23 protein-coding genes are annotated in these 25098 nt (G+C 45.0%); 7 read left to right on the plus strand and 16 right to left on the minus strand.

The window, feature by feature from the left end:
• Window positions 1-111: 111 nt before the first annotated feature.
• From ABZR88_RS04560 to ABZR88_RS04575, 4 genes are all read left to right on the plus strand, one after another.
• Window positions 112-816 (plus strand): response regulator transcription factor, encoded by a 705-nt coding sequence (locus ABZR88_RS04560; protein WP_107830130.1) that lies wholly within the window; start codon window positions 112-114, stop codon window positions 814-816.
• A 62-nt stretch (window positions 817-878) separates the two neighbouring features.
• Window positions 879-1358 carry a hypothetical protein gene (locus ABZR88_RS04565; RefSeq protein WP_107830132.1) on the plus strand — a complete coding sequence of 160 codons (480 nt, stop codon included), beginning with the start codon at window positions 879-881 and terminating at the stop codon, window positions 1356-1358.
• A 174-nt stretch (window positions 1359-1532) separates the two neighbouring features.
• Window positions 1533-2555 carry a uroporphyrinogen decarboxylase gene (gene hemE / locus ABZR88_RS04570; RefSeq protein WP_107830209.1) on the plus strand — a complete coding sequence of 341 codons (1023 nt, stop codon included), beginning with the start codon at window positions 1533-1535 and terminating at the stop codon, window positions 2553-2555.
• A gap of 87 nt (window positions 2556-2642) precedes the next feature.
• Window positions 2643-3215, plus strand: a complete 573-nt coding sequence (locus tag ABZR88_RS04575) for a CopD family protein (RefSeq protein ID WP_107830134.1) — start codon at window positions 2643-2645, stop codon at window positions 3213-3215.
• Between the two features lie 204 nt (window positions 3216-3419).
• Here ABZR88_RS04575 and ABZR88_RS04580 read toward each other — a convergent pair whose 3' ends face one another.
• From ABZR88_RS04580 to ABZR88_RS04590, 3 genes are all read right to left on the minus strand, one after another.
• On the minus strand, window positions 3420-3950 hold the full coding sequence (locus tag ABZR88_RS04580; protein ID WP_170113653.1) for an ester cyclase: 531 nt from the start codon (window positions 3948-3950) through the stop codon (window positions 3420-3422).
• Between the two features lie 141 nt (window positions 3951-4091).
• Window positions 4092-4964, minus strand: coding sequence for a hypothetical protein (locus ABZR88_RS04585; protein WP_211309846.1), 873 nt, complete (start codon window positions 4962-4964; stop codon window positions 4092-4094).
• A gap of 166 nt (window positions 4965-5130) precedes the next feature.
• Window positions 5131-5643, minus strand: coding sequence for a YdeI/OmpD-associated family protein (locus ABZR88_RS04590; protein WP_107830138.1), 513 nt, complete (start codon window positions 5641-5643; stop codon window positions 5131-5133).
• A 293-nt stretch (window positions 5644-5936) separates the two neighbouring features.
• On the opposite strand from ABZR88_RS04590, the gene ABZR88_RS04595 reads away from it, so the two are divergent.
• Complete coding sequence (locus ABZR88_RS04595) at window positions 5937-6362, plus strand: nuclear transport factor 2 family protein (protein ID WP_107830140.1); 426 nt, start codon at window positions 5937-5939, stop codon at window positions 6360-6362.
• A gap of 187 nt (window positions 6363-6549) precedes the next feature.
• Here the strand turns inward: ABZR88_RS04595 and ABZR88_RS04600 are convergent, their stop codons facing one another.
• From ABZR88_RS04600 to ABZR88_RS04610, 3 genes are all read right to left on the minus strand, one after another.
• Window positions 6550-7206, minus strand: a complete 657-nt coding sequence (locus ABZR88_RS04600; RefSeq protein ID WP_107830142.1) for a GDSL-type esterase/lipase family protein — start codon at window positions 7204-7206, stop codon at window positions 6550-6552.
• Window positions 7207-7209: 3 nt separating this feature from the next.
• Window positions 7210-7701 (minus strand): cytidine deaminase, encoded by a 492-nt coding sequence (locus ABZR88_RS04605; protein ID WP_107830144.1) that lies wholly within the window; start codon window positions 7699-7701, stop codon window positions 7210-7212.
• 83 nt (window positions 7702-7784) lie between these two features.
• Window positions 7785-13130: a gliding motility-associated C-terminal domain-containing protein gene (locus ABZR88_RS04610; RefSeq protein WP_107830146.1), complete on the minus strand. Its 5346-nt coding sequence runs from the start codon at window positions 13128-13130 to the stop codon at window positions 7785-7787.
• A gap of 443 nt (window positions 13131-13573) precedes the next feature.
• On the opposite strand from ABZR88_RS04610, the gene ABZR88_RS04615 reads away from it, so the two are divergent.
• Both ABZR88_RS04615 and ABZR88_RS04620 read left to right on the plus strand, forming a co-directional pair.
• Complete coding sequence (locus tag ABZR88_RS04615) at window positions 13574-13744, plus strand: LPXTG cell wall anchor domain-containing protein (RefSeq protein ID WP_245917087.1); 171 nt, start codon at window positions 13574-13576, stop codon at window positions 13742-13744.
• Window positions 13745-13909: 165 nt separating this feature from the next.
• Window positions 13910-16645: a DNA gyrase/topoisomerase IV subunit A gene (locus tag ABZR88_RS04620; protein ID WP_107830150.1), complete on the plus strand. Its 2736-nt coding sequence runs from the start codon at window positions 13910-13912 to the stop codon at window positions 16643-16645.
• 164 nt (window positions 16646-16809) lie between these two features.
• Here the strand turns inward: ABZR88_RS04620 and ABZR88_RS04625 are convergent, their stop codons facing one another.
• From ABZR88_RS04625 to ABZR88_RS04670, 10 genes are all read right to left on the minus strand, one after another.
• The gene (locus ABZR88_RS04625; RefSeq protein ID WP_170113654.1) at window positions 16810-17568 is read right to left on the minus strand and encodes a class I SAM-dependent methyltransferase; all 759 of its coding nucleotides are present in this window, start codon (window positions 17566-17568) and stop codon (window positions 16810-16812) included.
• A gap of 92 nt (window positions 17569-17660) precedes the next feature.
• Complete coding sequence (locus ABZR88_RS04630) at window positions 17661-17996, minus strand: hypothetical protein (protein ID WP_107830154.1); 336 nt, start codon at window positions 17994-17996, stop codon at window positions 17661-17663.
• A gap of 100 nt (window positions 17997-18096) precedes the next feature.
• Window positions 18097-19458: a hypothetical protein gene (locus tag ABZR88_RS04635; protein ID WP_107830156.1), complete on the minus strand. Its 1362-nt coding sequence runs from the start codon at window positions 19456-19458 to the stop codon at window positions 18097-18099.
• Window positions 19459-19539: 81 nt separating this feature from the next.
• Complete coding sequence (locus ABZR88_RS04640; RefSeq protein WP_107830158.1) at window positions 19540-20409, minus strand: aldose 1-epimerase family protein; 870 nt, start codon at window positions 20407-20409, stop codon at window positions 19540-19542.
• Between the two features lie 227 nt (window positions 20410-20636).
• A complete protein-coding gene (locus tag ABZR88_RS04645; RefSeq protein WP_107830160.1) occupies window positions 20637-21443 on the minus strand; it encodes a 5'-nucleotidase, lipoprotein e(P4) family in 807 nt (268 codons plus the stop codon).
• 27 nt (window positions 21444-21470) lie between these two features.
• The gene (locus tag ABZR88_RS04650; protein WP_107830162.1) at window positions 21471-21677 is read right to left on the minus strand and encodes a UPF0175 family protein; all 207 of its coding nucleotides are present in this window, start codon (window positions 21675-21677) and stop codon (window positions 21471-21473) included.
• Window positions 21678-21703: 26 nt separating this feature from the next.
• The gene (msrA, locus tag ABZR88_RS04655; protein ID WP_107830164.1) at window positions 21704-22276 is read right to left on the minus strand and encodes a peptide-methionine (S)-S-oxide reductase MsrA; all 573 of its coding nucleotides are present in this window, start codon (window positions 22274-22276) and stop codon (window positions 21704-21706) included.
• A gap of 281 nt (window positions 22277-22557) precedes the next feature.
• On the minus strand, window positions 22558-22896 hold the full coding sequence (locus tag ABZR88_RS04660) for a DNA-directed RNA polymerase subunit omega (RefSeq protein ID WP_107830165.1): 339 nt from the start codon (window positions 22894-22896) through the stop codon (window positions 22558-22560).
• 39 nt (window positions 22897-22935) lie between these two features.
• Window positions 22936-23865, minus strand: a complete 930-nt coding sequence (locus tag ABZR88_RS04665) for an outer membrane protein assembly factor BamD (protein WP_107830167.1) — start codon at window positions 23863-23865, stop codon at window positions 22936-22938.
• A gap of 382 nt (window positions 23866-24247) precedes the next feature.
• Window positions 24248-24751 carry a DUF1572 family protein gene (locus ABZR88_RS04670; RefSeq protein ID WP_211309847.1) on the minus strand — a complete coding sequence of 168 codons (504 nt, stop codon included), beginning with the start codon at window positions 24749-24751 and terminating at the stop codon, window positions 24248-24250.
• Window positions 24752-25098: the final 347 nt, after the last annotated feature.

Below are 25098 nucleotides of genomic sequence, written 5' to 3' on the forward strand. Positions count from 1 at the left end.
GCGAGTATTATCATAGGGTTGTCAATAAACGTTGCAAAACCACAATCGGAATAAGGTTTGAATATGCCGGTATAGTAATGAAATGTATCATTGCATCATAAAATTTTAACCATGCCTAAGAAAAGAATTTTACTGGCCGAGGACGAAGAACATTTGCTGGAAGCAATTAAGCTAAACCTTGAGCTGGAAGGCTATAAAGTTTCAACCGCTAACAACGGCAAAAAAGCCTTACAGATATTTAAAGAAGAACGTTTTAACCTGGTGATTCTGGACGTAATGATGCCAGAGATGGACGGCTTTGTGGTTGCAGAAACCATTCGCCTGGAAAACTCTGAGGTGCCTGTGATGTTCCTGACCGCCAAAAATACCAACGAGGATAAAATTGCCGGTCTTAAAAAAGGCGCCGACGATTACCTTACCAAACCTTTCAACCTGGAAGAGCTGATACTGCGTGTAAACAACCTGGTAAAACGCGGTCTGAAAGGTGAAGATCTGAAAGAGTTTAACAGCTATAAAATTGGCGATAAAACCATTCATTTCAACTCATTTGAGCTGGTGAACGAAGACGGTTCTATCACTGCGCTGACCAAAAAAGAAACCATGCTGCTGAAGTTGCTGATTGAGCGTCGTAATGAGGCTGTATCGCGCGAGCAGATTCTGGAGACCGTTTGGAACTACGATGTGTACCCATCAACCCGTACCATTGATAACTTTATCCTTACCTTCCGTAAGTATTTTGAACCCGATCCAAAGAACCCGGTTTATTTCCACTCTATCCGTGGTGTGGGTTATAAGTTTACCGATAATCAGCATTAATGTTTACCAATAGGGCAAGGCTTTTTGTTATAGCGGCTTTTTTATTGTTGTGCGCATTCTTTATGTATCAGCACACGTATGAGTTAGTGGGGGTAGCCGTTATTTTTATTGTGATGCTGCTGTGGGGTTATTTTAAAGAGGGCCCGATTATTCTGGCAGCAAAATCATTCCACAACAAAGATTATGACAAGGCCGATGCCCTGCTGAAACAAATCCGTAATCCGGATTTGCTCAGTAAAAAGCGCCGTGGCTTTTACGAGTTTATTATGGGCGGAATTTGCCTGCAACGTCAGGATTTTGAAGAAGCCAGTGCTCATTATGAACTGGCAGCCCAATATCCCCTGCGTACCGCTAATGATCACGTTGCCGCATTAGTGCACGTGGCCAACATCAGTATCCGTTTGGGCAATTTTGAAAAGGCCGCAACTTACCTACAATTAGCTAAGGAGAAAGAAGAACAGGTAACCGCCAAAATGAAAGCTGTGATTGAAAAGATTGAGATGGAGTTGGAGCGGAAGAACCTGGGTAAGAATCAAGAATAGAGAGTCAAGAAAAAAGAGCTACTATACCGTTTGTCATTGCGAGGAATGGTAGGGGCTGGTGATACTGGAGTGAAGAAGCAATCTCGTCGCATGTTAAAGCGAGCGACGAGATTGCTTCGTTCCTCGCAATGACAAATAGCACTGTATCAACTCTTGACTCTGAACAACATGCAAATGAAAGATCTATTTATAAAAGCTGCATTTTCAGAGCAGACAGAACGCCCGCCCGTATGGATGATGCGCCAGGCCGGCCGCTTTATGAAGGAATACTGGGATATCAAAAACAAATATTCCTTCCTGGAAATGTGCAAAACCCCAGAGATTGCCGCAGATGTTACTATGTTGCCGGTTGATTTGCTGGGTATTGATGCCGCCATCTTGTTTTCGGACATTCTGGTAACTGCCGAAGCTATGGGTGGTGAACTGAGTTTCTCGGCAGGTGTTGGTCCGCAGTTTGCTAACCCGGTGCGTACTAAAGCAGCAGTTGATGCCTTGGATACCGACGTATTGCCGAAACTGCAATATGTAGCCGATGCTATTAAAGTAATTCAGCAGCGTTTAAATGGCAGTATTCCGTTGATTGGTTTTGCAGGTGCTCCATTTACCGTAATGAGCTATTTGGTAGAGGGCGGTTCATCACGCGATTTTAAAACCACCAAACTGTTACTGCATAACGAGCCTGAACTAGCTCACCAATTGCTTAGCAAAATTGCCAAAGTAACTGCCGATTATCTGAACCTGCAAATTGCAGCAGGGGTGAACGCTATTCAGATTTTTGATAGCTGGGCACAGGCTTTGGCTTGGGATGACTACAAGGAATTCTCACACCGTTATATCACCGAAATTATCAGTCAGCTGAACCGTAAGGATATCCCGGTAATTTCATTCTGTAAAGGCAGCTCGGTTTTCGCGCCGCTGATGGCAGAGGCCAAACCAGACGTAATTTCTATCGACTGGAACGTTGATCTGTTGGATATCAAAAAACGCCTGCCGCAAGGCATCGCCGTGCAAGGTAACCTTGATCCACACATTTTATATGCCGATAAAAAAGTGATCAAAGAGCGCATCCATCGCCTGTTTGAGCGCATGCGCGGCGAGAACGGTTTTATCTTCAACCTGGGTCATGGCATTATGCCTGATATTCCGTTTGATAACGTGAAGTATGCGGTTGAAGTGATTAAGGAGTTTAGATACTAAGATATAAAGATGTCTTGCTGAGCGATAGCGAAGCATCTCCGTGGATAGGCCGATAAGCTTGTCCTCAGAGATGCTTCGTTCCTCAGCATGACATATCTGCGAAATAATAAGGCCGTGCAATACTACAATTACATTCTTTCCATACATATCATCTTTGTAGTCTGCTGGATGGCGGGGCTGTTTTACCAGGTGCGACTGTTTATCTACCACACCGAGGCACAAGACAAACCAGATGATGAGCGTCGTATCCTATCTGCCCAGTTTGAGATTATGGAGCGCAGGTTGTGGAATGTAATTGCCGTACCTTCTATGTTCCTGGTGATTGCTGCTGGTATAACCATGCTGGTTTTACAACCGTTCTGGCTTCAACAACCATGGCTGCATGTAAAGCTGGGCTTTGTAGTTGGCTTGATCATCTATCATTTCATCTGCCAAAAGAAGATGAAAGAGATGCGTAAAGGCATCTTCAAATGGAAATCAACCCATCTACGTATATGGAACGAGGTTGCCACTATCTTTCTGTTTGCGATCGTTTTCCTCGCTGTATTGAAGAATGCGGTAAGCTGGATCTATGGAATTTTAGGTCTGCTGGCATTCAGTATCATTATTATGCTGGCCGTGAAGATCTATAAGAATTATAGGGCGAAGGGGAAAGATTAAAGATTGGAGATTAAAGATTAGGCTGAATCTCGTCCAGGTCATGCCGAACTTGTTTCGGCACCCCATACGCAAAGCCGCATGCAATTCTTCGCAAATGAGATCCCGAAATAAATTCGGGATGACATAATACTTAACAAAAGACTCCCGCACCAACGTGCGGGAGTCTTTTGTTATCAATAATACTCACTACTCACCATTCACTACTTACATTTTCTTTTTAGGCATTGGTATATCCAGCTGGTCAAAGAAGGTTGCCGGTTCTTGTATAGAACGATGCGAGGTGATCTGTCCTTTTGCGTTGAAGGTATAAATATCAGCATCATTTACTTTGAATGGCTTGTTATTGGCCTTGATGCCCATAAAATCTTTTTTAAAGGTGCCGCTCCAGGTGCCCAGTACGGCTACGGTATTGCTATCGGCAACAGCTTTGAGGTTTTCGGCTTTTAACTCCGGAAAGGCATCCAGAAAGTTTTGCATATCCTTTTTTAAAGAGTCCATGTTTTTTTGTACATGCGTTCCGGTGCTGCCATATTCTGTGTAGCCCGGTGCGCAGTCTTTAAAGGCAGCGTTGATATCTTTAGTGTTCATTGCCTGTACAGCAGCCAGGGCGGTTTGCTTGTTTTTCTCCATTTTAACTGTAGCGCTGTCGGTTTTGGCTGTGGGCACGTAAGAGTTGCTGCCACTACATGATGCGAAGAGGCCGGCAATAGCCAGGCCGAATAAGATTTTTTTCATGAGTAAGTTTATTTGGTTGGTTGGAATTATATCAATGTAAGATTTAAAATTCAAATAATCAAGCATTTACACTTAGACGAAAAAAGGCGATGGACATAACGACCATCGCCTTAACCTAAATGAAAAACTATGTACTAAACCTTAATTCAATACCACGGTTGATGAATTGGTAACCTTCCAAATGGCGGCTCCCGGTGTAGGGAAACTTACACCTTTGGTATTACCACGGGTAGCGGCATCCTGCCCGAAGAAATAAAGCGGGCGCCCCCTGAAGCTGATCTGCGAGTGACCAAATACGTTGATGATGGCAAAATCACTTTTAAGAAGGATTGATGGAACGCTTTGCACGGTTTTAACCGAGTCAATTGACCAGGTGATGTTATTGCTAAAATCTGCTTTGGTAAAAGTGTTGGTGTTGGCTTTATCTGGTGTAAACATGTAAAGGGTGTGGCCGCGGTCGTCAACTAAATATTGTGATATTGCTGTTCCGGCTACGCCCGCACTGGTGTATTGCTTACCATCAAGCCCAACCAATTGAGCATCCGAGATCATTACCGAATAATCTGCCTTGGCCACAAACCAGGTGTTATCCACCGGGTCGCCATTGGTATCGCCGGCGTAGATGTCGCCAGAGTAATAATAGAGCGGCCAGCCTTTGTAGGTGGTTTGCATGGCGCCATCGGAGCGGGTAATGGTGGCAAAATCGCTGGCATTTAAACCTGTACCCAAGGTAGGGTTAGCACTGTAAAATACGGGCCAAACGGCCAGGCATCCGCCAGTACAGTTTGACGTAGTGCCAGCATCGATAGAAAAGAAATAAAGCGTCCGACCCGAGCCATCCGTCATGATGTTGCCAAATTTAGTGTTGGCCATTAATTGAATGCTGTTGCTCATGGCTGGTGTGCCATTGTCATAGTTGTTAGTGCTGTTGTTGTATTTCTTGCAGCCTATGATCAGCATGATTACTAAAGTAGCGGCGGCTACGAAAAGCCTGCCTATTCTGATCGTTTTCATAGCAAGTAGTTTTAAAAAGAGTTGCTTCTTATTAAAGGATACTCACCTGCAGGCGAGATGGTTGCCTCGGTGGAAAAAATAGATCGGGAAAGTTAAAGATTAGCGGCTAGAGATTAAGGATTGGGAGGTATTGTACCAGGGAAGGCTTACAATTGTGGCATTGCTTTTATTCCCTTTGTTTTTTCATCGCGCGCATCATTTCGGGGTAGGTCCAATGATTAACCATGGCTGTAATGGCATTGGCAATACGGGTGGTGCGGGTAGGCTCGGTTTTGGCGCTATTGATCCAGGTGATAAAATAACGGCGGTGTCCTTCGGGAAGGCTGTTGAAATATTGCAGGGCTTCGGGCTCGTATTCAAAGCACTCCTGCATATCTGCGGGTATCTCTACCTGGGTATCGGGGTCCACCTCCAATTTTACTTGTAACATGGCGCCGGCATTTTTATGGATGGCCTTGCGCATACCGGCGTTAATGGCCATAATAAAGTTGCCTTCGCCCATCGGTATTAACGCAATGGCTTTAATGGGGTAACTATCCAGCCAGCCTTTTACGCGGAATGATTTTTTATTGCCAGGCTTGAGCTGCTGGGCCAGATCTGCCGGGATCTCAATATAGCTCCATCCGGTTTTTTCGCCTTTCTCGTCAAACTGAAGGATGGTGGTTTGATAGTCAATCATTCAAGGCAAAGTTAACTGCAATTTTATTTTAAGGTTGATGCAACTTTTACAAAAATCAAATCATCTATTTAAGTACGATAGCGGTGTTAACAACGTCATTTGTAATGGAAAAAGGATGAAAGCGCATTGCCTTTAAAGAAAAACGTTAGACAATATAAATCAGCAGGATAAACCAAGTAAGATGTTAAAATTTTGTTAAAAGTGCAAATTAAAGTAAAAGTAGTGTAACGTTTGGAGAAGTGCCGGTGTCTTATGGGTATAAAAATTAAAACAACCTCTTAATACATTTTGATATGAAAACTCTTAAATCACTTATGCTTGGTCTGGTAATGTTAGCCGTTTGCGGTGTTGCCAACGCTGCTAATAAACCAGAAAAACTTACAAAAAATTACGCCATCACCGCTTATGTAAATGCCATGAGCCACGGAAAATTGGCAGGTCTGAATGATGCGGTTGATGCATCGGCTAAATTTTCGATGCTGCGCGGCACAGACGTAATTAGCTTTTCAAAGGCAGAGATCATGAACTTTTTGAAAGGTAGCGAAGGCGTAGAGCAATTGTGCACCGTGCGCACTTCTGAAATGGAAAATAACGATAACGTTACCGTGGTAAAGGTTGATATGAAATATGAGCACTTTACCCGCAGCAACTACGTAACCATTGCCAACACCGGCGACGGCTGGAAAATTACCAACGTGTACAGCGTTTTTAGCAAGTAATTTCAGTTAATAATTAGTTTTTGTTTATGGAAGGAGGCCGCATTTGCGGCCTTTCTTGTACCCCTCCCAGCCTCAACCCCTCCCAGCCTCCCCGAAGGGGAGGAGCTCTTAAGAAAAGAAATTATTGCGTTTAGTCCCTCCCCTTCGGGGAGGTCAGGAGGGGTTGAAGTCGGGAGGGTTAGGGTTTTTACCTGACAAGCGTCTGTATCGCCTTCTGCCAGCGGTCATAACCTTTGCTGTTCAGGTGCAGCATATCTTTTTGAAACAGGGAGGTGTCGGGTTGTCCGTTTGTATCAAACAGCACCGTGTTTACATCAATAAAATGTGTTTTCTTTTTGTCTTTAATATAAGCAGCAATCAGTCGGTTGGCTTCTAGTGCCTGGGCGTAGGTCTTCGCTCGACTGGGGCTTTGCTTAAGCGACAGGAAATAGATTTCAGCATCGGGCGAATGCTCCTTGATCATGCCATACAGTGTTACAAAATCATGGTAGACGTTTTCCGGAGTCCGGCCCGCATTAATGTCGTTCTCGCCTGCATAAATGAAGATTTTTTTTGCCTTGTAGGGGTAAATGAGATCCGGGCTATAATATTTTACCCATTGCCATAATTGCGAGCCACCCACTCCGCGCTGAATGATCGGCTTATCGGCAAATCGTTTTTGGAGGTCATCCCATTTGCGGATGGACGAACTGCCGATGAACAGCAACCCGCCTGGCTTGGGCATGTTTAAACTATCCTGATGTTTAAACGCTTTTATTTCTTCGGCAAAAGGGATACTTTGCGCAAAAATGTGCGGAGCCGATAGTGTGAGTAACAGCGCAAAAAAGAGGTATTTAATTTTCATAGGTTAACGGGTAGCTAATCGTTCTTCAAAAAACAAGAAAGGCAAAAAACTTTCTACTCCCGATGTTATCCAAACCGGTCCATTCTGGCAATACAATAAGATACGCATGGGCTGTTGTTGCATTTTCTCGCACTCGGCCATTACCTGCAGACAGGAACCGCAGGGGGTAACGGGTCTTACCAGTTCAAAATCATCGGTATGTGCGGTAACTGCAATGGCTTGTATCGGGTCGCCGGGATAGTTAGCTCCCCAATTAAACAGCGCGGTACGCTCGGCACACAAACCCGATGGGTAAGCCACATTTTCCTGATTGCTGCCATGAATAATCTTACCGCTTTGCAGCAGCAGTGCGGCACCTACCTTAAATTTTGAATAAGGCGAATGCGAGTTGATTAAAGCCCGTACCGCCTCATGGCATAGTTGCCTGTCGGCAGCGGGGAGTTGTTCCACACTATCGTACTCTGTGAAACTTATTTTTATTTCGTGATCTGTCATTTTTTATACACCGCAAGAAAGCGGGGTAAACAATGTACGAAAATTTATTTATAATCAAATAAATAGCAGATTATAAATCTAACTTATCTGATAATAGTAATAGCCCCAGATAGTACCTGGTTTTTGTTATAGTTAAGATGCACTACGTAATAATAGGTTCCTGCCGGTAACGGCTGACCATTAAAAGTACCGTCCCAGGCAATTGGATAACCAAGCGAATGGAATACCGGCGTGCCGTTACGATTAAAGACATCTACCGAGGCCTCAGGGTAAGCAATTAGGCCGGTAATGTTCCAGGTATCGTTCGTGCCATCTCCATTTGGGGTAAAGGTATTGGCAATGGTAATAATCGGTCCAACTTTTATAAGTGTTTGAGATGGATCGCTAACGCAATTGCGGCTATCGATTACTACCAGCGTATAGGTACGGTCAATATCGCCGGTTATTACCGGATTTTTGCGGGTCGGGTTGTCCATATTGATGTTTGGCGACCACATGTAGCTTACATTTGGGTCGCTAACAGTTGGTTCCAGCGTAATTTGACGACCTTTGAGTACGTAGCGGACTCCGCCTGCATAAACGGTTGGTGGCGGTATAAATCGCATCACCATGTCATCATGTTCAATGTCACATTTGCTAAAATTACTATAGTGCAAGGTGAGTGTAACTGATCCTTTGGCAATGTCCTCCTTGCTCGGCATATAATAAGCGTTAGCTACATTGGCAGCAGGTGTGAATGTGCCGGAGCCGGAAGTCGTCCAATTTACCAGGCCTCCTTTAATAGATTTTCCTGCCAGTATGTTCACCACATTTTTAGAACACACATCCTGATCGGGCCCCGCGTCTACAGCTGGTGTAGGAGCAAAAGTGATGATTACATCATCGCTTACCGGGGTGCAGAAACCGGTTGACGACATGGTGAGTTTGACGGAGCCGTTCTCAATGTCTTCTTGTGATGGTATATATTGTGTGTTCAAGCTGCTGTTGGAGGTAAAAGCCCCTTTGCCGGATGTGGTCCAAATAACCACCTTATTATCGCTAGATGTGGTCCCTAAAAGATTAACGGGGTTTGGAAGCGGACATACCGTCTGATCATCACCCGCGTTAAATGTTGTTGGAGGCGATACTACCTTTACTTCTGCCTGGCCTGGCACGCTGGCGCAGCTATTATTGTTTACTATTACATATAGCTTATAGGTACCTGACATGGCCGGCGTTGCATTTGAAATGCGGACTTCGGGCTGATTGCTGATATTGGTGTAACCGTTAGGCCCCTGCCAAATATAAGTAGGTATCGGGCCTGAAGACGCGGGGGCATTTAACACAATGTCCTGCCCAACGCAAACCGGACTGGTGGCACGTGCATCTGGAGTAGCAGGTTTAGGGTTTACAGTTACATGAAGGTCCTTTTGCTCGCCAGGACATCCATTGGCAGATACAGTAATATGATAAACCACCTCACCGCCTCCTGTGGTATTTTCAAGTATTTCATTGATCTGGGAAGATGATGGATCTCCCGCCTGTTTAACGGTTATGTTAGGAGACGAGATATCTCGCGTCCAGCTAAAAGTAGCCGATGGTACGTTAGATTGTATTTGATAGCTAAAAGGATCAGTACTGCAGGCAGATAGTCTGGTCTCTGTATCGCTGGTAATAATTACTGTTGGGTTTACTGTTGCAAGTAAAGTGAAGGTGTTGGTACAATTGCCCTCTGTATAGTTAAATACATAAGGTACATCAATTGGCGCATCGGTGTTGTTATGCAGAATCTCCTGAATGTTGGTAGCTTCTTGTCCCGTTACTGCTGCGTTGCTAATGCCGGTTACTTCGGCTCTGCTCCAGTTAAACTTGGTTTCGCTATTGCTAAAGCTAACCGTATAATTGAGGGGACTTCCATTACAGATGGCCACTTTTTGCGGGCTGGTAGGACTCCCCAGCGGATTTACCGTAACCACATAAGTAAAAGTAGTGTTGCAACTACCGGCTGTTGCTATAATATTGTAAGTAACATTAATGGGTGATGTGCCGGTGTTAATAAGTGTTTCGCTAATGCTGTTCTCTGCATGCATGGCAACAGCTGCATTGCTGATGCCGGGTACTGCTGGTCGTTCCCAGCTATAGGTAGCCCCCGGTGTATCTGATGTAATGCTGTAATTTTGAGCTATGCCGCTACATGCCGTGCCAGCCGCAGCGCTGGTAATAACGGGTGCAGGCACTATGCTAACATCTACCTGGGTTCTTGGCCCGGGGCAGCCATTAGCATTAATAGCTTGCACATAAAATGAGATGTTGGCAGTAATAACCGGTGTTGTAAATGTTTTACCACTAAATAAAGGTGTGCCGCCAGTGGCTACATCGTACCATTCATAATTTCCGGTTGAACCATCGGCTATAAGTTGGGTTGTTGTGTTGATGCACGTCTGCCCCGGTTGCGCCACTGGTGCCGCCGGTATCGGACTGACATTTACCGTAACCGGTGCGCGATCACTAATATTACCCGATACAGTGGTTGATACATAGTAAGTTACGCTTTCCGTAACTACAGGAGTAATAAATTGAGGCCCGCTGGCCAATAGCGTGCCACCTGTGGGGGCATCATACCATTTATAAGCCCCTCCCGGGGCTGTGGCCATTAAAGTGACTGAACTACCACTACATACCGTAGGGTTTTGAACCGTAGGTGCCGATGGCTTAGGTATAATGGTGATGACAACGTCATCGCTTTTGGCGCCACAGTTACCCGATGGCTGGCCTGAAGTGAGCCTAAGTGTAACAGAAGCCTCGTTAGGGGCCGGGGTGTAAACCGCGTTAAGCGTGTTTCTGTCGGGAGAAAAGGTTCCGTTTCCGCCGGTCCAGCTGCCAGTAGTAACACCGCCAATAACTGATCCGGATAGTTGTACAGGAACTCCTGCGTTTACTATTTGGTCGGGCCCCGCGTTTACCAATACGCCTGCTCCTATAGTTACTGATGTTGTTTTAGATGCCTGCGGACAGGTGCCGTTAGCCGCAATGGTATTGGTAACCGTATAGGTGCCTGGTGCTGATCGTTGCAGATCAATTACGCCGGTAGCCGGATCAATAAACACCAGCCCTGCAGGCGTGGCCGAAAAACTGCCCTCTGTAGCGCCGGTAGGGAAATTAGGTTTTGGATTGGCTCCGTATTGGCAAAAAGGGCCTGCATAGCTAAATGTCGCATTGGGCGTTATGACAATGCTTAACGGAGATTGTGTTTGCGCATGGCATGACTCGTTGCCAATGAAAGTAATAGTATAGCTTTTAGGCAAACTATTGGCAATGTCAATCTCGCCCGTAGTGGCATTAATAAATTTTAAACCAGCGGGTGAGGCCGTAAACGTGCCTCCGGTTGGGTCGCTGATGGTTGGAGTGGGGTTGCTGCCGGTTTTACAATAAGTAGAAGATGGGTACTCAAACTGAGGATAGTCAATTTGAACAACCGGTACATTTACGGCAACGCGCGAACTTAAACACTCGCCAACCCGATTTTGCGCATAATACGTGGTTGATTGATATAATGCAGGCGTGGTAAAAACATTGCCTACAGCTAATTGACCGCCGCCCGTGGGGGCATCATACCAGGTAACTATACCTCCGTCTGCTACCGATGCGGTAATTTGTGCTTTGCTGCCCGGACAAATAGCGGTAACGGCCGATACAACCGGAGCCGCCGGCGCGGCGTTAACTGTAACAGTGGCTGGTTTACGAGCGCTAGAGCAATTGCCTGTTGTTGTTTGTACATAGTAGGTAGTTGTAGTGGTCAAAGCAGGGGTAGTCCACGATGCGTTTGTAGATAAAAGCGTGCCGCCGGTTGGCGCATCATACCACTGGTAATTGTCGGCGCTTGATGCCGTAAGTGTTGCCGTAGTACCCGGGCAAATGCTAACGTTGTTGGTGGTTGGTGGTTGTACAGAAGTTAATACCGTAACAGGCACAGCAGTACGCGGACTAACGCATCCGTTTACGGTTGTTTGCACATAAAACGTAGTATTTGCCGCCAGTGCCGGTGTTGTGTAAGTGGCCCCGCTAAAAAGCGAGTTGCCTCCGGCAGGTACATCAAACCATTCGTAATTTCCACCCGGGGCGGTGGCGGTAAGTACAGCAGAGGTATTGGCACAAACCGGAACAGGCGTAGATACAGCAGGCGCCGGTGGCACCGGGGTAACACTTACCTGCAGCGGTGTTAGCGTACTTACGCAGCTGCCATTTAGCGTTTGTACATAATAAGTAGCGGGGCTGGTAAGTGCTGGTGTATTATAAGTATTACCTGTTGCCAATAGTTGTGTGCCGGCGGCATCAGCATACCAGTTAAAGGTAGTGCTTGATGTTGAGCTAGCCGTAAGTGTAGTGCCGGTACCTGAACATACGGTAGCAGGTTGCGTAACCGGCGCGTCTGGGATAGGATTAACAGTAATGGTTACTTCGGTACGTAAACTAGAGCAGCCATTTAAGGTGCTTTGTACCCAATATTTTTTTGTTTCAGTAAGGGCAGGAGTGGTATAATCTGGACTGCTGATGAGGGATGTACCACCTGATGGTACATCAAACCAATCTAACAAGCCATTGCCGGACGCATGTAAGTTTGCCGTTGATCCTGTACATATGGCAAAGCTGGCGGCAGTTGGTGCCTGCGGATATGGAGTAACAACTATTGTTGCCGGTGTTGGTGCACTTGAACAACCATTGGTAGTAGCAACCACATAATAGGTGGTAGTACTGGTTAGCGGTGGCGATACAAAGGTAGAACCAGTACCTACCTGGTTACCGTTAGGTGCATCGTACCATGTGTAGCTATCGCCGCCGGTGGCGCTCACGGTGCCGGTGGTGCCAGCGCAAGTAGTGCTTCCCTGGGTAGTAGGATTACTGCTCAGACTTACAATTACCAGCGTGCGGCTGCTGACACAGGTGCCAACAATAGTTTCTACATAATAAAAGGTCTGATCCTGGATGGGCGGAGTTTGGAAAACGTTACCTGAAAAAACGGGGGTGCCACCCACCGGCACCGTGTACCAGTTATAGGTACCTCCCGGGGCGGTAGCTGTAAGCGTTGCAGGTGTACCCCGACAAACTATAGCCCCTGTTGCTGTTGGCGCAGGTGGCGCCGGCGTTTCTATAACGTTTATATTTTGTACAACAGGTTGACAGCCCTGCGTTTTATCAGTTACGGTAACAGTGTATGTCCCTCCTTTGTTAACCGATGCTGTATTAGTGATATCGCCAGTGCTCCATACATAACTGTAAGGTCCGGTACCATCAGTTGCTGTGGCCGTAAGCACAACAGCATTGCCAGAGCAAATAATGCCATTGTTAGAGGCATCAATGCTCACCTTAAGCGTACAATCCTGGCCAAAAACTGGTGCTATGGCACCTAACAACAACACAATAAAAATCCCAACCCTTTTGTAAATGGTCATTTCAAATCAGCAACCTTTTGTTAAAGCAATAGCTCAAAAGCCTGTAATCAGGCATGTTATTTCGCGTTCCTAATGTTTTATTACCTAACTGGGCAGGTAATATTTAATGAGTACGGCCTTATCGGTAAATGTGGGGCAAAAATAAAAATGTATGTTAAAATTGCCACCCCGACGGGCAACTTGTGAGAAGGTAGGATTTGTTAATCAGCCATTAATACGTAAAAACGAAACAAAAGGTTGGGAAGAAGTAAAAGAATTGATAAAAACTTAACATGGCATAGGCATGTAAGCCATTGTTTTAATACTGTAAAGCTTAAAAATATTATTACGCACGGCGTATTTGTAATTCTGCTGAAACAAAACAACCAGCGTGTGGCTTATATCTCTAAAAATTAATGATGAATAAGAGCATAGGCATAATTTTGTTGGGCATAGGTATTATTATGCTTGTATGGACTGGTTTTACTTACACCAGGAAAGAGAAAATAATAGATGCGGGTCCTATACAAGTGTCGGCTGATAGAGAACACACGGTAAACTGGTCGCCTTATGCAGGTGGGATATTAGTGGCTGGTGGTATAGTGTTGTTGCTGGCAAAGAAGAAAGGTAACTGACTTCCGGATATATGAACCCGGGTTTTAGATAGATTGTGGGTCCCAAATTGATATGTGGATATGTTTAGCTTGAAGTATGCGTATTCAAAGTTAACATGTGTAAAACTTCATCACCTTAAAACATCGGGCTATACTTATATTTACCCATCTATTTTTTAGCTACGCATGAGTGAAGATCTAAGCCCTGACGAATTAAACAGTTCCGAAGATAACAAGCTCCATAACATTACCTCTCTTGATGGCCTGTACGAAAACTGGTTTCTGGATTACGCATCGTATGTAATTCTTGACCGTGCCGTACCGCACATTAATGATGGTTTGAAACCCGTTCAGCGCCGTATCCTGCACTCGCTGAAGGAGATGGACGACGGACGTTTTAACAAGGCCGCCAACGTTATTGGTAACACCATGAAGTATCACCCCCACGGCGATGCTTCTATTGGCGATGCCATGGTACAGATTGGGCAAAAGAATTTGCTGATTGATACCCAGGGTAACTGGGGCAACATCCTCACCGGCGACTCGGCCGCTGCGCCGCGTTACATTGAGGGGCGCTTATCTAAATTTGCTAACGAAGTAGTTTTTAACCCCGATACCACCAACTGGCAGGCCAGCTATGATGGCCGTAATAAAGAGCCTATCACCTTGCCGGTTAAGTTTCCGCTGCTACTGGCCCAGGGGGCAGAGGGTATCGCCGTGGGTTTGGCCACCAAGATTTTACCACACAACTTTGTAGAGCTGCTGGATGCTTCGATCGAGATACTGAAAGGCAACCGTGCCAACCTGATGCCGGATTTCCCGACGGGCGGTATGGCCGATTGCTCTGCCTATAATGAAGGACAGCGTGGTGGCCGTGTGCGCGTACGTGCCCGCATCGTGGAGCGCGATAAAAAAACGCTTGCCATTACCGAAGTCCCTTTCAGTACCACCACCGGTGGATTGATTGACAGCGTGATCAGCGCTAACGATAAGGGTAAGATCAAGATCAAAAAGATTGAAGATAACACCGCCAAAACGGTAGAGATTATTGTGCACCTGGCGCCGGGTATTTCGCCCGATGTAACCATTGATGCACTTTACGCCTTTACCGATTGCGAGGTTTCCATCTCTCCAAATACCTGTGTTATCCGTGATGATAAGCCGCACTTTATGAGTGTGAACGATATTCTGGAAGAGTGCACGCTGAATACCAAAGATCTGCTGAAGCAGGAATTGGAGATCAGGCTGAATGAGTTGAAAGAGAAGATCTTCTTCAGCTCGTTGCTTAAGATTTTTATCCAGGAAGGGATGTATAAAAATCCGGAGTATGAAAACTCGGGTAACTTTGAGGTAGTGGTTGATGTGCTGAACAAATTGTTTACACCTTTCCTCTCACAGTTTTATCGCCCTATACTTTCTGAAGATTATAAAAGGCTGATTGATAAGCCAATGAGTAGCATCACCCGCTTTGACGTGAAAAAGGCGGATGAGCAGATGAAGGCGCTGGAAGAGGAAATCAAAGAAATCAAACATAATCTCAAACATCTCACTCAATACGCTATCGACTGGTTTGAGCGCCTGAAAGCCAAATTTGGTAAAGACCGCGAGCGCAGAACCGAATTGCGAGTGTTTGACAAGGTTGAGGCCACCCAGGTAGCGTTGGCTAACGTGAAATTATACGTTAACCGCGAAGATGGCTTCATTGGTACCGGCTTGAAGAAGGATGAGTTTGTGGGTGATTGCTCGGATATTGACGAGATTATTGTGTTCCGCGGAGATGGTAAGTTTACGGTAACTAAGGTACAGGAGAAAGTGTTTGTTGGTAAGGATATCGTCCATGTAGCCGTGTTTAAAAAGAACGACGAGCGCACGGTTTACAACATGATCTACAAGGATGGCGAGAGCGGCATTACTTATGTAAAACGTTTCAGCGTGGTAGGGGTAACCCGCGATAAGGAGTACGATCTTACCAAAGGCACCAAAGGCAGTCGTTTACTTTACTTCAGTGCCAACCCTAATGGCGAGGCCGAGGTGGTGAACATCCAGCTCAAGCCCCATTCTAAATTAAAGAAGCTTCAGTTTGATGAGGATTTTGCAGAGCTGGCCATTAAAGGGCGTGGCTCTATGGGGAACATATTGACCAAGTATCCGGTTAAAAAGATTGTGCTGAAAAGCAAAGGTGTATCAACCCTGGCTGGGCGCAAGATCTGGTTTGATGATGTGCTGAAACGCCTCAATGCTGACGGTCGTGGTAAATACCTGGGCGAGTTTGACGGAGAAGATAAAGTGCTCACTGTTTTTGGCAATGGTAGCTATGAACTGGCTAGTTTTGATCTGAATAACCACTTTGACGACAAAATGCTGTCGATCGAAAAATACAATCCTGAGAAAGTTTACAGCGTGGTGCATTATGATGGTAAGTCTAAAAACTACCTGGTTAAACGCTTCACGTTTGAAAATATAGCCATTGGCAAACAAACCAGCTTTATTAGTGATGAAGGTGGTTCAAAAATGGTGCTCATCTCAGGCGCTGCTCAGGTTGTGGTATCTGTAGAGCAATTGAAAGGTAAAGCACAGGCAGCTGAAACGGTTGAACTAAACCTGGCCGATTTGATTGATGTGAAAGGGATGAAAGCTATGGGGAATCGTCTTTCGGCGCATACGGTTGAGAAAGTAACACTCATCAGCGAGCATGACGATGAGAACGACGTGCCGGATCCGGAACCAAATAGTGTAGATGATACCAATATCACCATCACCCCTGAAGATAAAACAGGCGAGGATGCGCAGCCAAATGCTGAACCGCAGGTATCGGCAGAGCCAAGCCCGAAGAAGGTTGATTTTGAGATTACCAATCCGGATGATATCGATCTGAATGATAAAGACAAATCTGATGATAGCGGTCAGTTAGGGTTGTTTTAACCAGCCTGAACTTCGTCCCTTATAAAGTGTTTGTCATTGCGAGGCACGAAGCAATCTCGTCGTAAGATATTCGGATATGCATGTCCGATGTGAATGTGACGAGATTGCTTAGTCACCCCGACGCTTTTCCCTTGCTGCTCCTCGCAATGACAGCAAAGGATACATTACACCTCGCCCAGATAAACCTCAGTCTGATATTTCACGCGCACTTTGCCGTTTACCTGGTGGGCTGCAAAAATGGCTTTCAAATCCTGAAAAAATTGCTGCCCCTGCTCGGTATCGGGCGTTGGTACGTATGATGATGAGGATGCGCGGCCAATCAATCCTTCTTCATCAAAATCCTGATGATTAGGGAAACGGGTGAGGGTGTACTTGCCGTCTTTAAAAAAGGCCGCAAAATCCGACTCTTTTAAATTCTGGTGATTTACGCGTTTGTAATCGGTGCCTTCCTGCTGTAGCAGCAATTCATAAGCTATCGAAAATTCATCGCCCTCTACGTCCCGGTTATTCCAGATCAGGGCTACCTGTCCGCCTGATTTCAGTATCCGCTTAAATTCTTCTTTGGTAGGGTGTGGGTTAAACCAATGGAAGGCCTGTGCGCAGGTAATCAAATCAACGCTGTTATTTTTCAGGCCGGTAGTTTCGGCTGTGCCGTTCAGGGAGTGGAAGTTTTTATTTGCTCCCAGTTCTTGCGCCGCAAAATTGCGCATGGCATCGTTGGGTTCAACGGCGTAAACGGTATAACCGTCATTGAGCAATAGCTGCGAGAAAATGCCTGTGCCAGAACCAACGTCGGCTATCGTTGCGTGGTTAGTTAACCCGCATTTATCATGTAAAAGTTTCAGTACTGCATCAGGGTAGCCGGGGCGGTATTTAGCATAACTATCTACGCGGTCGGTAAAGCGTTTGGTTGAGTCACTCATAATAATAGGGGTCTGGCAAATTGATGTAAAAAAAGAAGGCGAGCTGTTTAAAGCGCGCCTTCAAGTATAAAAAATTTAATGTTATTTCAGTTTTAAAGTATCAGAATCAGCACCAGGATAATAACGATGACTGCTCCAAGCGATAGGTAAATGCCGCCAGCTCCTAGGGCTTGCGCTTCTTTCTTCATCTCTTTCAGCTCAACACGCAGTTCTTTGCGTTCTGTTTTGCTCATTTTAGATTTGTCCATCGCGCGAATTTCTTCAACGCGCTCTTTAATTTCCTCAATCCGTGCCTGCTTTTGCTCCTCCGTCATGTTAGCAATTGTCTCTTTGTCCAGGGTTTTCGGTTCAAGCGAACCAGCTTTAGCGCTAAAAGCCGCCAGACTGAGCATCAGGATACTTACTAACAGATAAATCTTTCTCTTCATTCGTCCCGGAAATTAAAGTGTGACCATTTCTAATACAATGCGCCTACGCCATAGAATGTTTGCTGCAATAAAGAAGTTAATCTTGGGTGTTGGTTTATACCTATAAGGTACGACTTTTTATTTTATCCAAAACTTTTTTTAGACTTTCTGTCCGCGATTTATTTGCCTTGTCTTTTTTAGACACTTCTACGGCCTTGGTTTGTTGCTCAACAGCTTCGGCATAAAACTCCATGCGGTAAAGCAGGTGGGCCAAGGTATCGTAATACTCTGATTTAGGGCTGATAGCAATAGTGTGCTTGCTCCACAAAATTGCATGCATTAGGTGTTGTGGGTTAGTGGTGCCGCTTAGGTAATATTGCCAGGCAGCTTCGTTAAGCGCATAATCCGGATTAAAGTTTTTGAAATAGCCGGTAACCTCATAATGCGGTGGCCCGGTTTGCCCCGCAGGCGGCGTAGATCTGAGTTCTTTAAATTTTTGCATGGCCAGCTTACGTGCCTCATCAATCTTCTTTATTGAGTCGGCACCAATGTGCATGTAATAGATGTCATAAAAGTTGTCGGCCTGATTAAGGTATGATGCGGTATCTTTTACAGCAGCATAATAATCAATCATCGTCTGTTGCATATCCCGACTGGCTACGTTACTATACCGAAAGCCACTTTTTATAAATATCTGGTAACGCATATTGCTGGTGGCCTGGGCTATAGTAGCATCATGTTTATCAATAGCTGCATGAAGCGAGTTGGTTATCATGCGTGCGTTGATGGATGACATTTCTGTACGATTGCCGTTTTTGTAGATGCTGTCTATCAGTTTACGGTTGCTGAAGGTAAGCGTATACGCCTTGCTGTTTGCTATGGGGCCGGCACGCAGCATAAACATAACGGTGGCATAATTATCAAACGCTTTTACGGCTAGCTGATCGGCGTAAGCATTCAGCAGATCGGCGTTGTCAAAATCCCACATGCTTTGTTTCAGGGAAATAAAGCTGCGCAGAAACTGTGCGTTGCGGTCGCCTTTACTGAAACGGTCAAGATAAGCACTGACATTTTGGCCCGATGCCAGCCGGTCTTTGGCTTTATCTACAAAGGTTAAATAACGCTCAGACAGATCTGAAATACCCAACGATGCATTGGCCAGATTACCGCGCGCGTCAACCAGCAGATAAACCGGGTATATGTCAGAGTGGAAATGTCTGATAGGCGCGGGGAGCGAGTCATAAGATTTAGCCAGGTAGCTGATACAGTTATCGTTGATCTTTTTAATTACCTCGGGTGTTTCTATCGCATTTTTTAATTTATAATGCGGGTTGCCGCCGGCGTTAATGGTAATAAACACAAAAGGATGGTTCTCATCAATAGCAGCCATGGCCGCGCTGAGCGATTTTTGATAAGTGATTTTCTGCGCTGTTGCCGGTATCACCATGTACAGCAAAAACGCAAGCAGGAGATGCTTTTTCATGTAAGGTTATAAGGGGTGTGATGGTTACGGTTTAATATAAAAACGGAGCCTGGCTATTGGCCAGGCTCCGTTTTTGGGTGTTTATATGCTTACAAAAAATGCTGTCTCAAAAACATGACCGTGGTCTAGTTTCTGGATAGCCTCTTTGTGCTTTAGCTCTTTTGGCTCACCGGCAGAGTCTGCACAGCCCAGCCATGGTTCAACGCATACAAAATCGGCACCGGTTTTTGCCCAGATGCCCAGGTAATTGAAATGCGGGAAATCTACCGTAATGTGCTCATCGTGCTGTGTGCTGCGGATGGTCACCTGGCGCGATTTCAGATTTTTGAAAATCAGCGCATCATGGTCAAACAGGTTGCGGGTAAGGAACAGCTTTTTGCCATCCAGCTTCACAGGGCTGGTTTCGCCGTTAAAGAAACCTTCGGTGTTAAGCAGGTGTTCTACCAGTGGTTCTTCAACCTCAAAGTCCAGGTAATAATCTTCATATTTCTCGCCGGCGTGGAAAGGCACATTAAATGCCGGGTGACCGCCAACCGAGAAATAAATAGAACCAGCATCAAGGTTAATTACTTTGTAGGTAACGCGCAGGGCGTTGTCTATCAAATCATAAATTACCTGATACTCAAACTTAAAGGGATACATCTCCAGCGTATGCTGGTTGTATGGTAATGAAAATTTAGCCTGGCTGCTGGTAGTTTCTATCGGCAGCATGTCAGATACTCGCACAAAGCCGTGGCGTGTTTCAATGGTATAAGGCTTACCGTTTACAATGATCTGGTTGTTGATCAACGAGCCGATTACCGGGAACAGATTTGGAGCGTGCCAAGGCCAGAATTTTTCATCAGCCTGCCACATCAGCTCAGTGCCTGTTGCCTTATTAATTAAAGAAGATAGTTGCGCACCAATTGGATTTATGGTGGCTTTCAGAAAGTCGTTTTCAATAACTGTCATGCCAAAAAAAGGTTGTAATAGGAATGATTTAAAGATACCCTTTTCTTAACATTTTAAGCTTTTTGGAGTTTATTTTTTTGTTAAAGAGGGTGATGGATGATTGGTTTTTGTAGAGCCGCAATACTTTGGGGCTTGTTGTTAGCACAATAAAAATCTATCAAATAATGACGTAAAGTACTGCGTCTCTAAATTAAAAGCCTGTCGCCAGCCGCCTTGCACCTCCTTAATTAATCCACTTTCAAAACCGACTTGATTACTGAATCTTTTTGTGCCGGTGTTAACTTGTAATTGAAGTTGAAGAGCGCACCCTCAAAATCGCCATAAGTAGGGTTGGGAATGATAATGTATTTGCTGCCAAACTGCTTCATCAGTTGACGGGTTACCTCTTCGCGTTTTTGCTCGGTGGGGTGATTGTCATACAGTGCGGTAAAATCAGGCAGGTTATCGCCACAGAGCAGCACAATGTTGTAGTTTTTCAGCACATCCTGTCTGCGGCTTTCCTTGCTTGATGAGGTGCCCTGTTTTAAAATTAAATGTGCCTGGTTTGCATAAGGCAGGCCATAAGTCTTCAAGTTTTTCATGGTCCCTTCGCGCTCATCTTCATCACGGTTGGTGATATAAAATACTGCTACACCTTTGCTGGCTGCATATTTAAAAAATGCTGGGGCACCGGGCACGGTGTCGGCAATGCCTTTGGCGGTCCACTCTTTCCAGGCTTTAGTGTTATACTCCTGGTTGTTTATGGCGCGGGCGGCATCCTCCGGACTGTTATCCAGCAGCGTCTCGTCAATGTCTGTCACCACCGCCAGCGGCTTGCCGCCTTTTTTATGATCGTGTATGGCTTCATCCAAACGCAAGCGCGCAATATTATAGGCCTGAAAACACAGCGCCTTATACTCGGCAGAGCGTTGTTGCCATAATGACGCCCAAACCTTGCCGCCGTTAGTAGTTGAAAGTTGATTGGCTGGGGTCTGCGCGCATAGATTTAAAACTAAGCCAAGCATAGCCAGGCACAAAACAGATAATTTTTTCATAGAAAGAATAGCTTACCCTGATATGGGTTAATAACGATATAGTTTTACAGAGAGTTCATCAAGACTTTGCCCCATCAGATCCTCAATAAAATCAGCTTCAGAAAGGCCGGCCAGATGGGCTGCCTGCTGCAAACTAAGCCGGCCGGTATCATATAACCGGGTAGCAATAGCGTTCAACACATCCTGATTGGATATGTCTACACTATCGGGCAAGTTAATATTCAAAGTTTGCATATCTAAAAATAGATATAAAAAATTAATTATTGCAATAGCTCTGGTTTGATTTTTTCTGTAAACTCATTGGCAAACTTGTTGAGTTTGGGCTGTATAACCACCATGCAGTAAGGTTTCGTGGTATTGGCCATAAAGTAATTCTGATGATGATCTTCGGCTTTATAAAAAGTACCAGCCTGTGCAACTTGCGTTACAATAGGTTTTTCAAACACCCGCTCGTCGGTCAAGCGTTTAATCATGGCTTCGGCTTTGGCCTTTTGCTCATCGTTATGATAAAATATGACAGAGCGATATTGCGTGCCCACATCATTACCCTGGCGATTAAGTGTGGTTGGGTTATGAGTTTTAAAAAAGATTAGTAACAACTCATCGTAGCCAATCTGGTTTTCGTCATATTCAATCTGAATGGCTTCGGCATGACCGGTATCGCCATTACACACCTCCATATAAGTAGGATTAAGGGTTTTGCCACCGGTATAGCCAGATGTTACCGTGTGCACGCCCTTTACGGTTTGAAAAATCGCCTCGGTGCACCAAAAACACCCGTTGCCAAAAGTGGCCGTCTGGGCGTTGGTGGCGCCGTTGTTGTTGGTTATCATACTTGGAAATTATTACAACCTAAATTATGTAAAAAGCCGCGGGCAGGTGTTACGGCAGTGTAATAAGTGAGATACTGTGGCAGTTCTGCCAGAAAGCTTTTTACTATAGATATTTAATGATTAACCGCAAGTTAAGCCTTTGGTTCGATAATAGAGGAGAAACAAAGAGGGTTTTATATACCAAATTGTTGTAAAACGCCGGGCTCGATGTGGGCGTGGCAAACAAAAAAGCCGCATCGGTCATCCCGTGCGGCTTTATATCTGTTAAGATACAGCTTTAATTATTGCTGATCTTTCTCTTTAGTTGGGTTACGGTAGTAAACCTTCTCTTCCAGAAACTCCTGGATAGCTACCAGCGTAGGTTTTGGCAAACGCTCGTAGTGTTTAGAAATTTCAATCTGCTCACGGTTTTCAAAAACCTCTTCCAGGTTATCGTTTGATGATGCAAACTCAGACAGTTTCTGGTGCAGCTCTTCTTTAATGTTATTTGATATCTGGTTAGCCCTTTTACCTATAATCACAATAGATTCATAGATGTTATCTGTTTTGGCGTCCAGCTCGCGTAAATCGCGGGTTACAGTGCTGCTTGCAACAGCAGATTTATTGGCAGTATTCGACATATCTTTATCTAAATTATATTGATCTCTCTGATTAAACAATTATGGCATTTTTTGGTTCTCGTTACCTTTTTCAGACGGTGGCGTAGCCCTGCTCACACTGTCTTTACGAGCCAGCTTGCGGGCCAGTTTCGCATCGGTAAGGGCCTCGGCCAATACACGCTTAGCATTGGTAATACCATCCTGGCTATCTTTCTTTAAAGAAGCGGCATCTTTTAATAGCTTGCTGGCAGTATATTTATCAGTAAACTGATCGGCAAAACTAATGGCCTGCTCATAACGCTCTTGCTGATGAATCTCCTGGCTGTTTTTGGCATACATATATTGCGCTTTGATGGTTAAGAAATCCATCTCCTCGGCATACTTAGTATCCGGGAAATCGCGCAGCGCGTTACCAAAAGCAATAACGGCCGATTGATAATCGCCAATGGTCAGGTACAGCTTTGCATTTTCAAACGCTTTAGTCTCCAGTTTATCACGCAGGTTCTGGATCAGCTTGCTGGCCTCGGCCACACGGTCGCTCTTTGGGTAAAGGTTAATAAACAACTGCAGTGCGTCAATAGCTTTAGTGGTGTTATCCTGATCAAGCGAGAAAACCGGCGAATCAAGGTAGAAACAGTAAGCCGCCATAAAACGGCACTCCTCAGCACGCGGACTGCCACCGTAAGTATCAGCAAAGTTTTTAAACTGATAGCGTGCGCTGGTATAATCCTTTAGTTTGTAGTTGGTATAAGCGTAGTAATAAAACAAGTCCTCGGCAGCAGTCTGTCCGCGATAGCGTTGCGCCAGGTCATCAAAAAGTTCCAGCGCTTTGCTGTAATCTCTTTTGTTATAGTACTTAATTGCTTCCTGGTATTTCTTGTTGTTATCGTTACTGGCTTTCAGTTTTTCAAAGCTGCTTTTACAGCCGGCCAGCATAACAGATAACACAAGTGCTCCGCTCAACACAAACAATAGTTGTTTTTTAAACATCCTGCAAAGATAGGTTAATAATGTAAATCAGTCAATTATTTATTTCGCGGTAAATATAAGCTTCGCACCTTAACGCAAAATAAAGGCCATGCTTATTTAACATCTTTTAACTAACGCAAGATGAGGAAAGGTTTTAGTTAAGATTAATGAGATGAAGTTTTGAAAACGAACGGTCGTATTGCTTCGGTCCCGATAGCCCCGCTATCCGCTGCAAGTCCTCCTGCGCTGCGCTTCGTGTGGGCTTTACGCTACTATCGGGTTTAGGTAGGAGCGGAACCAGAATTGAACGGATCTATAAGATTTTCAGGATTTCGCTTTTTCTTGTATATATAAGGTATATCAGGATTGCATGTTATGATATCTTGTGAATCCCACAAATTCGTTAAATCCTGGTTTTCTTCGGTATAGTTAACGATCGCCATTCGTCGCCAGAAAGCATTTTGGCCACAAAAACAATCTGCCCCACATGATAGGGCAGGTGGGCCAGTTGCCGGTTAATGGCTTGCGTTACGGTGTGCGCCTCGTTACGTATATATATAATATGTAGCAAATCGGCATCGGTTAACGCAGAGACGGCATCAAACAAACATTGCCAGCCTTTCCGCCAAAACTCCAGCAATACGGCTTTATCCATTGCGGTATGTTCAAACTCCCCGTCGCGGTCGCGGTTCGGTTTCTCGCCGTCGCTATTCATAAAATCCGTCCAGCGTGAAATAGAGTTGCCCGCAATATGCTTCATAATAGTAGCAATACTGTTTGATTGCTCGTTGTACAACCAATTTAGCTGCTCGTCACTAAGCCCAGCCACCGCCCGGTCGGCCAGTTCCTTATAATAACGAAACAGTTTGATTACGCTGTCCAGATAATTACTGCCCAAAGTCTCCATAGTATATATAATATAGTGTAGTAGGTACAGATAAAGATAACATGCTGCCCGTTCATACCAAAGGAACCTGGTATTTATAATATATGCCCTATAATAGGTCATTAGATAGGGAGAATAGGGCCTGGAATTCAATCACCATCATCAGAAAATCATCAGTTAGAATCAGCGGTGTAATTATTCTAGCTGATAAACAGTTATTTATAAAATAGTTTAGAATAAAAGTTTAGAATGATTTGCAGGAGTAGAAAAAGAGCGTACCTTTGCAACCCGCAATTGAAGGATCGCGGTTGTTATTTGAAGGAAGGGTAAAGGAGTTAGAATTGGTTGAAGATCAGTAATGATTGGAG

It is taken from the genome of Mucilaginibacter yixingensis, assembly GCF_041080815.1.
GTDB lineage: Bacteria > Bacteroidota > Bacteroidia > Sphingobacteriales > Sphingobacteriaceae > Mucilaginibacter > Mucilaginibacter yixingensis.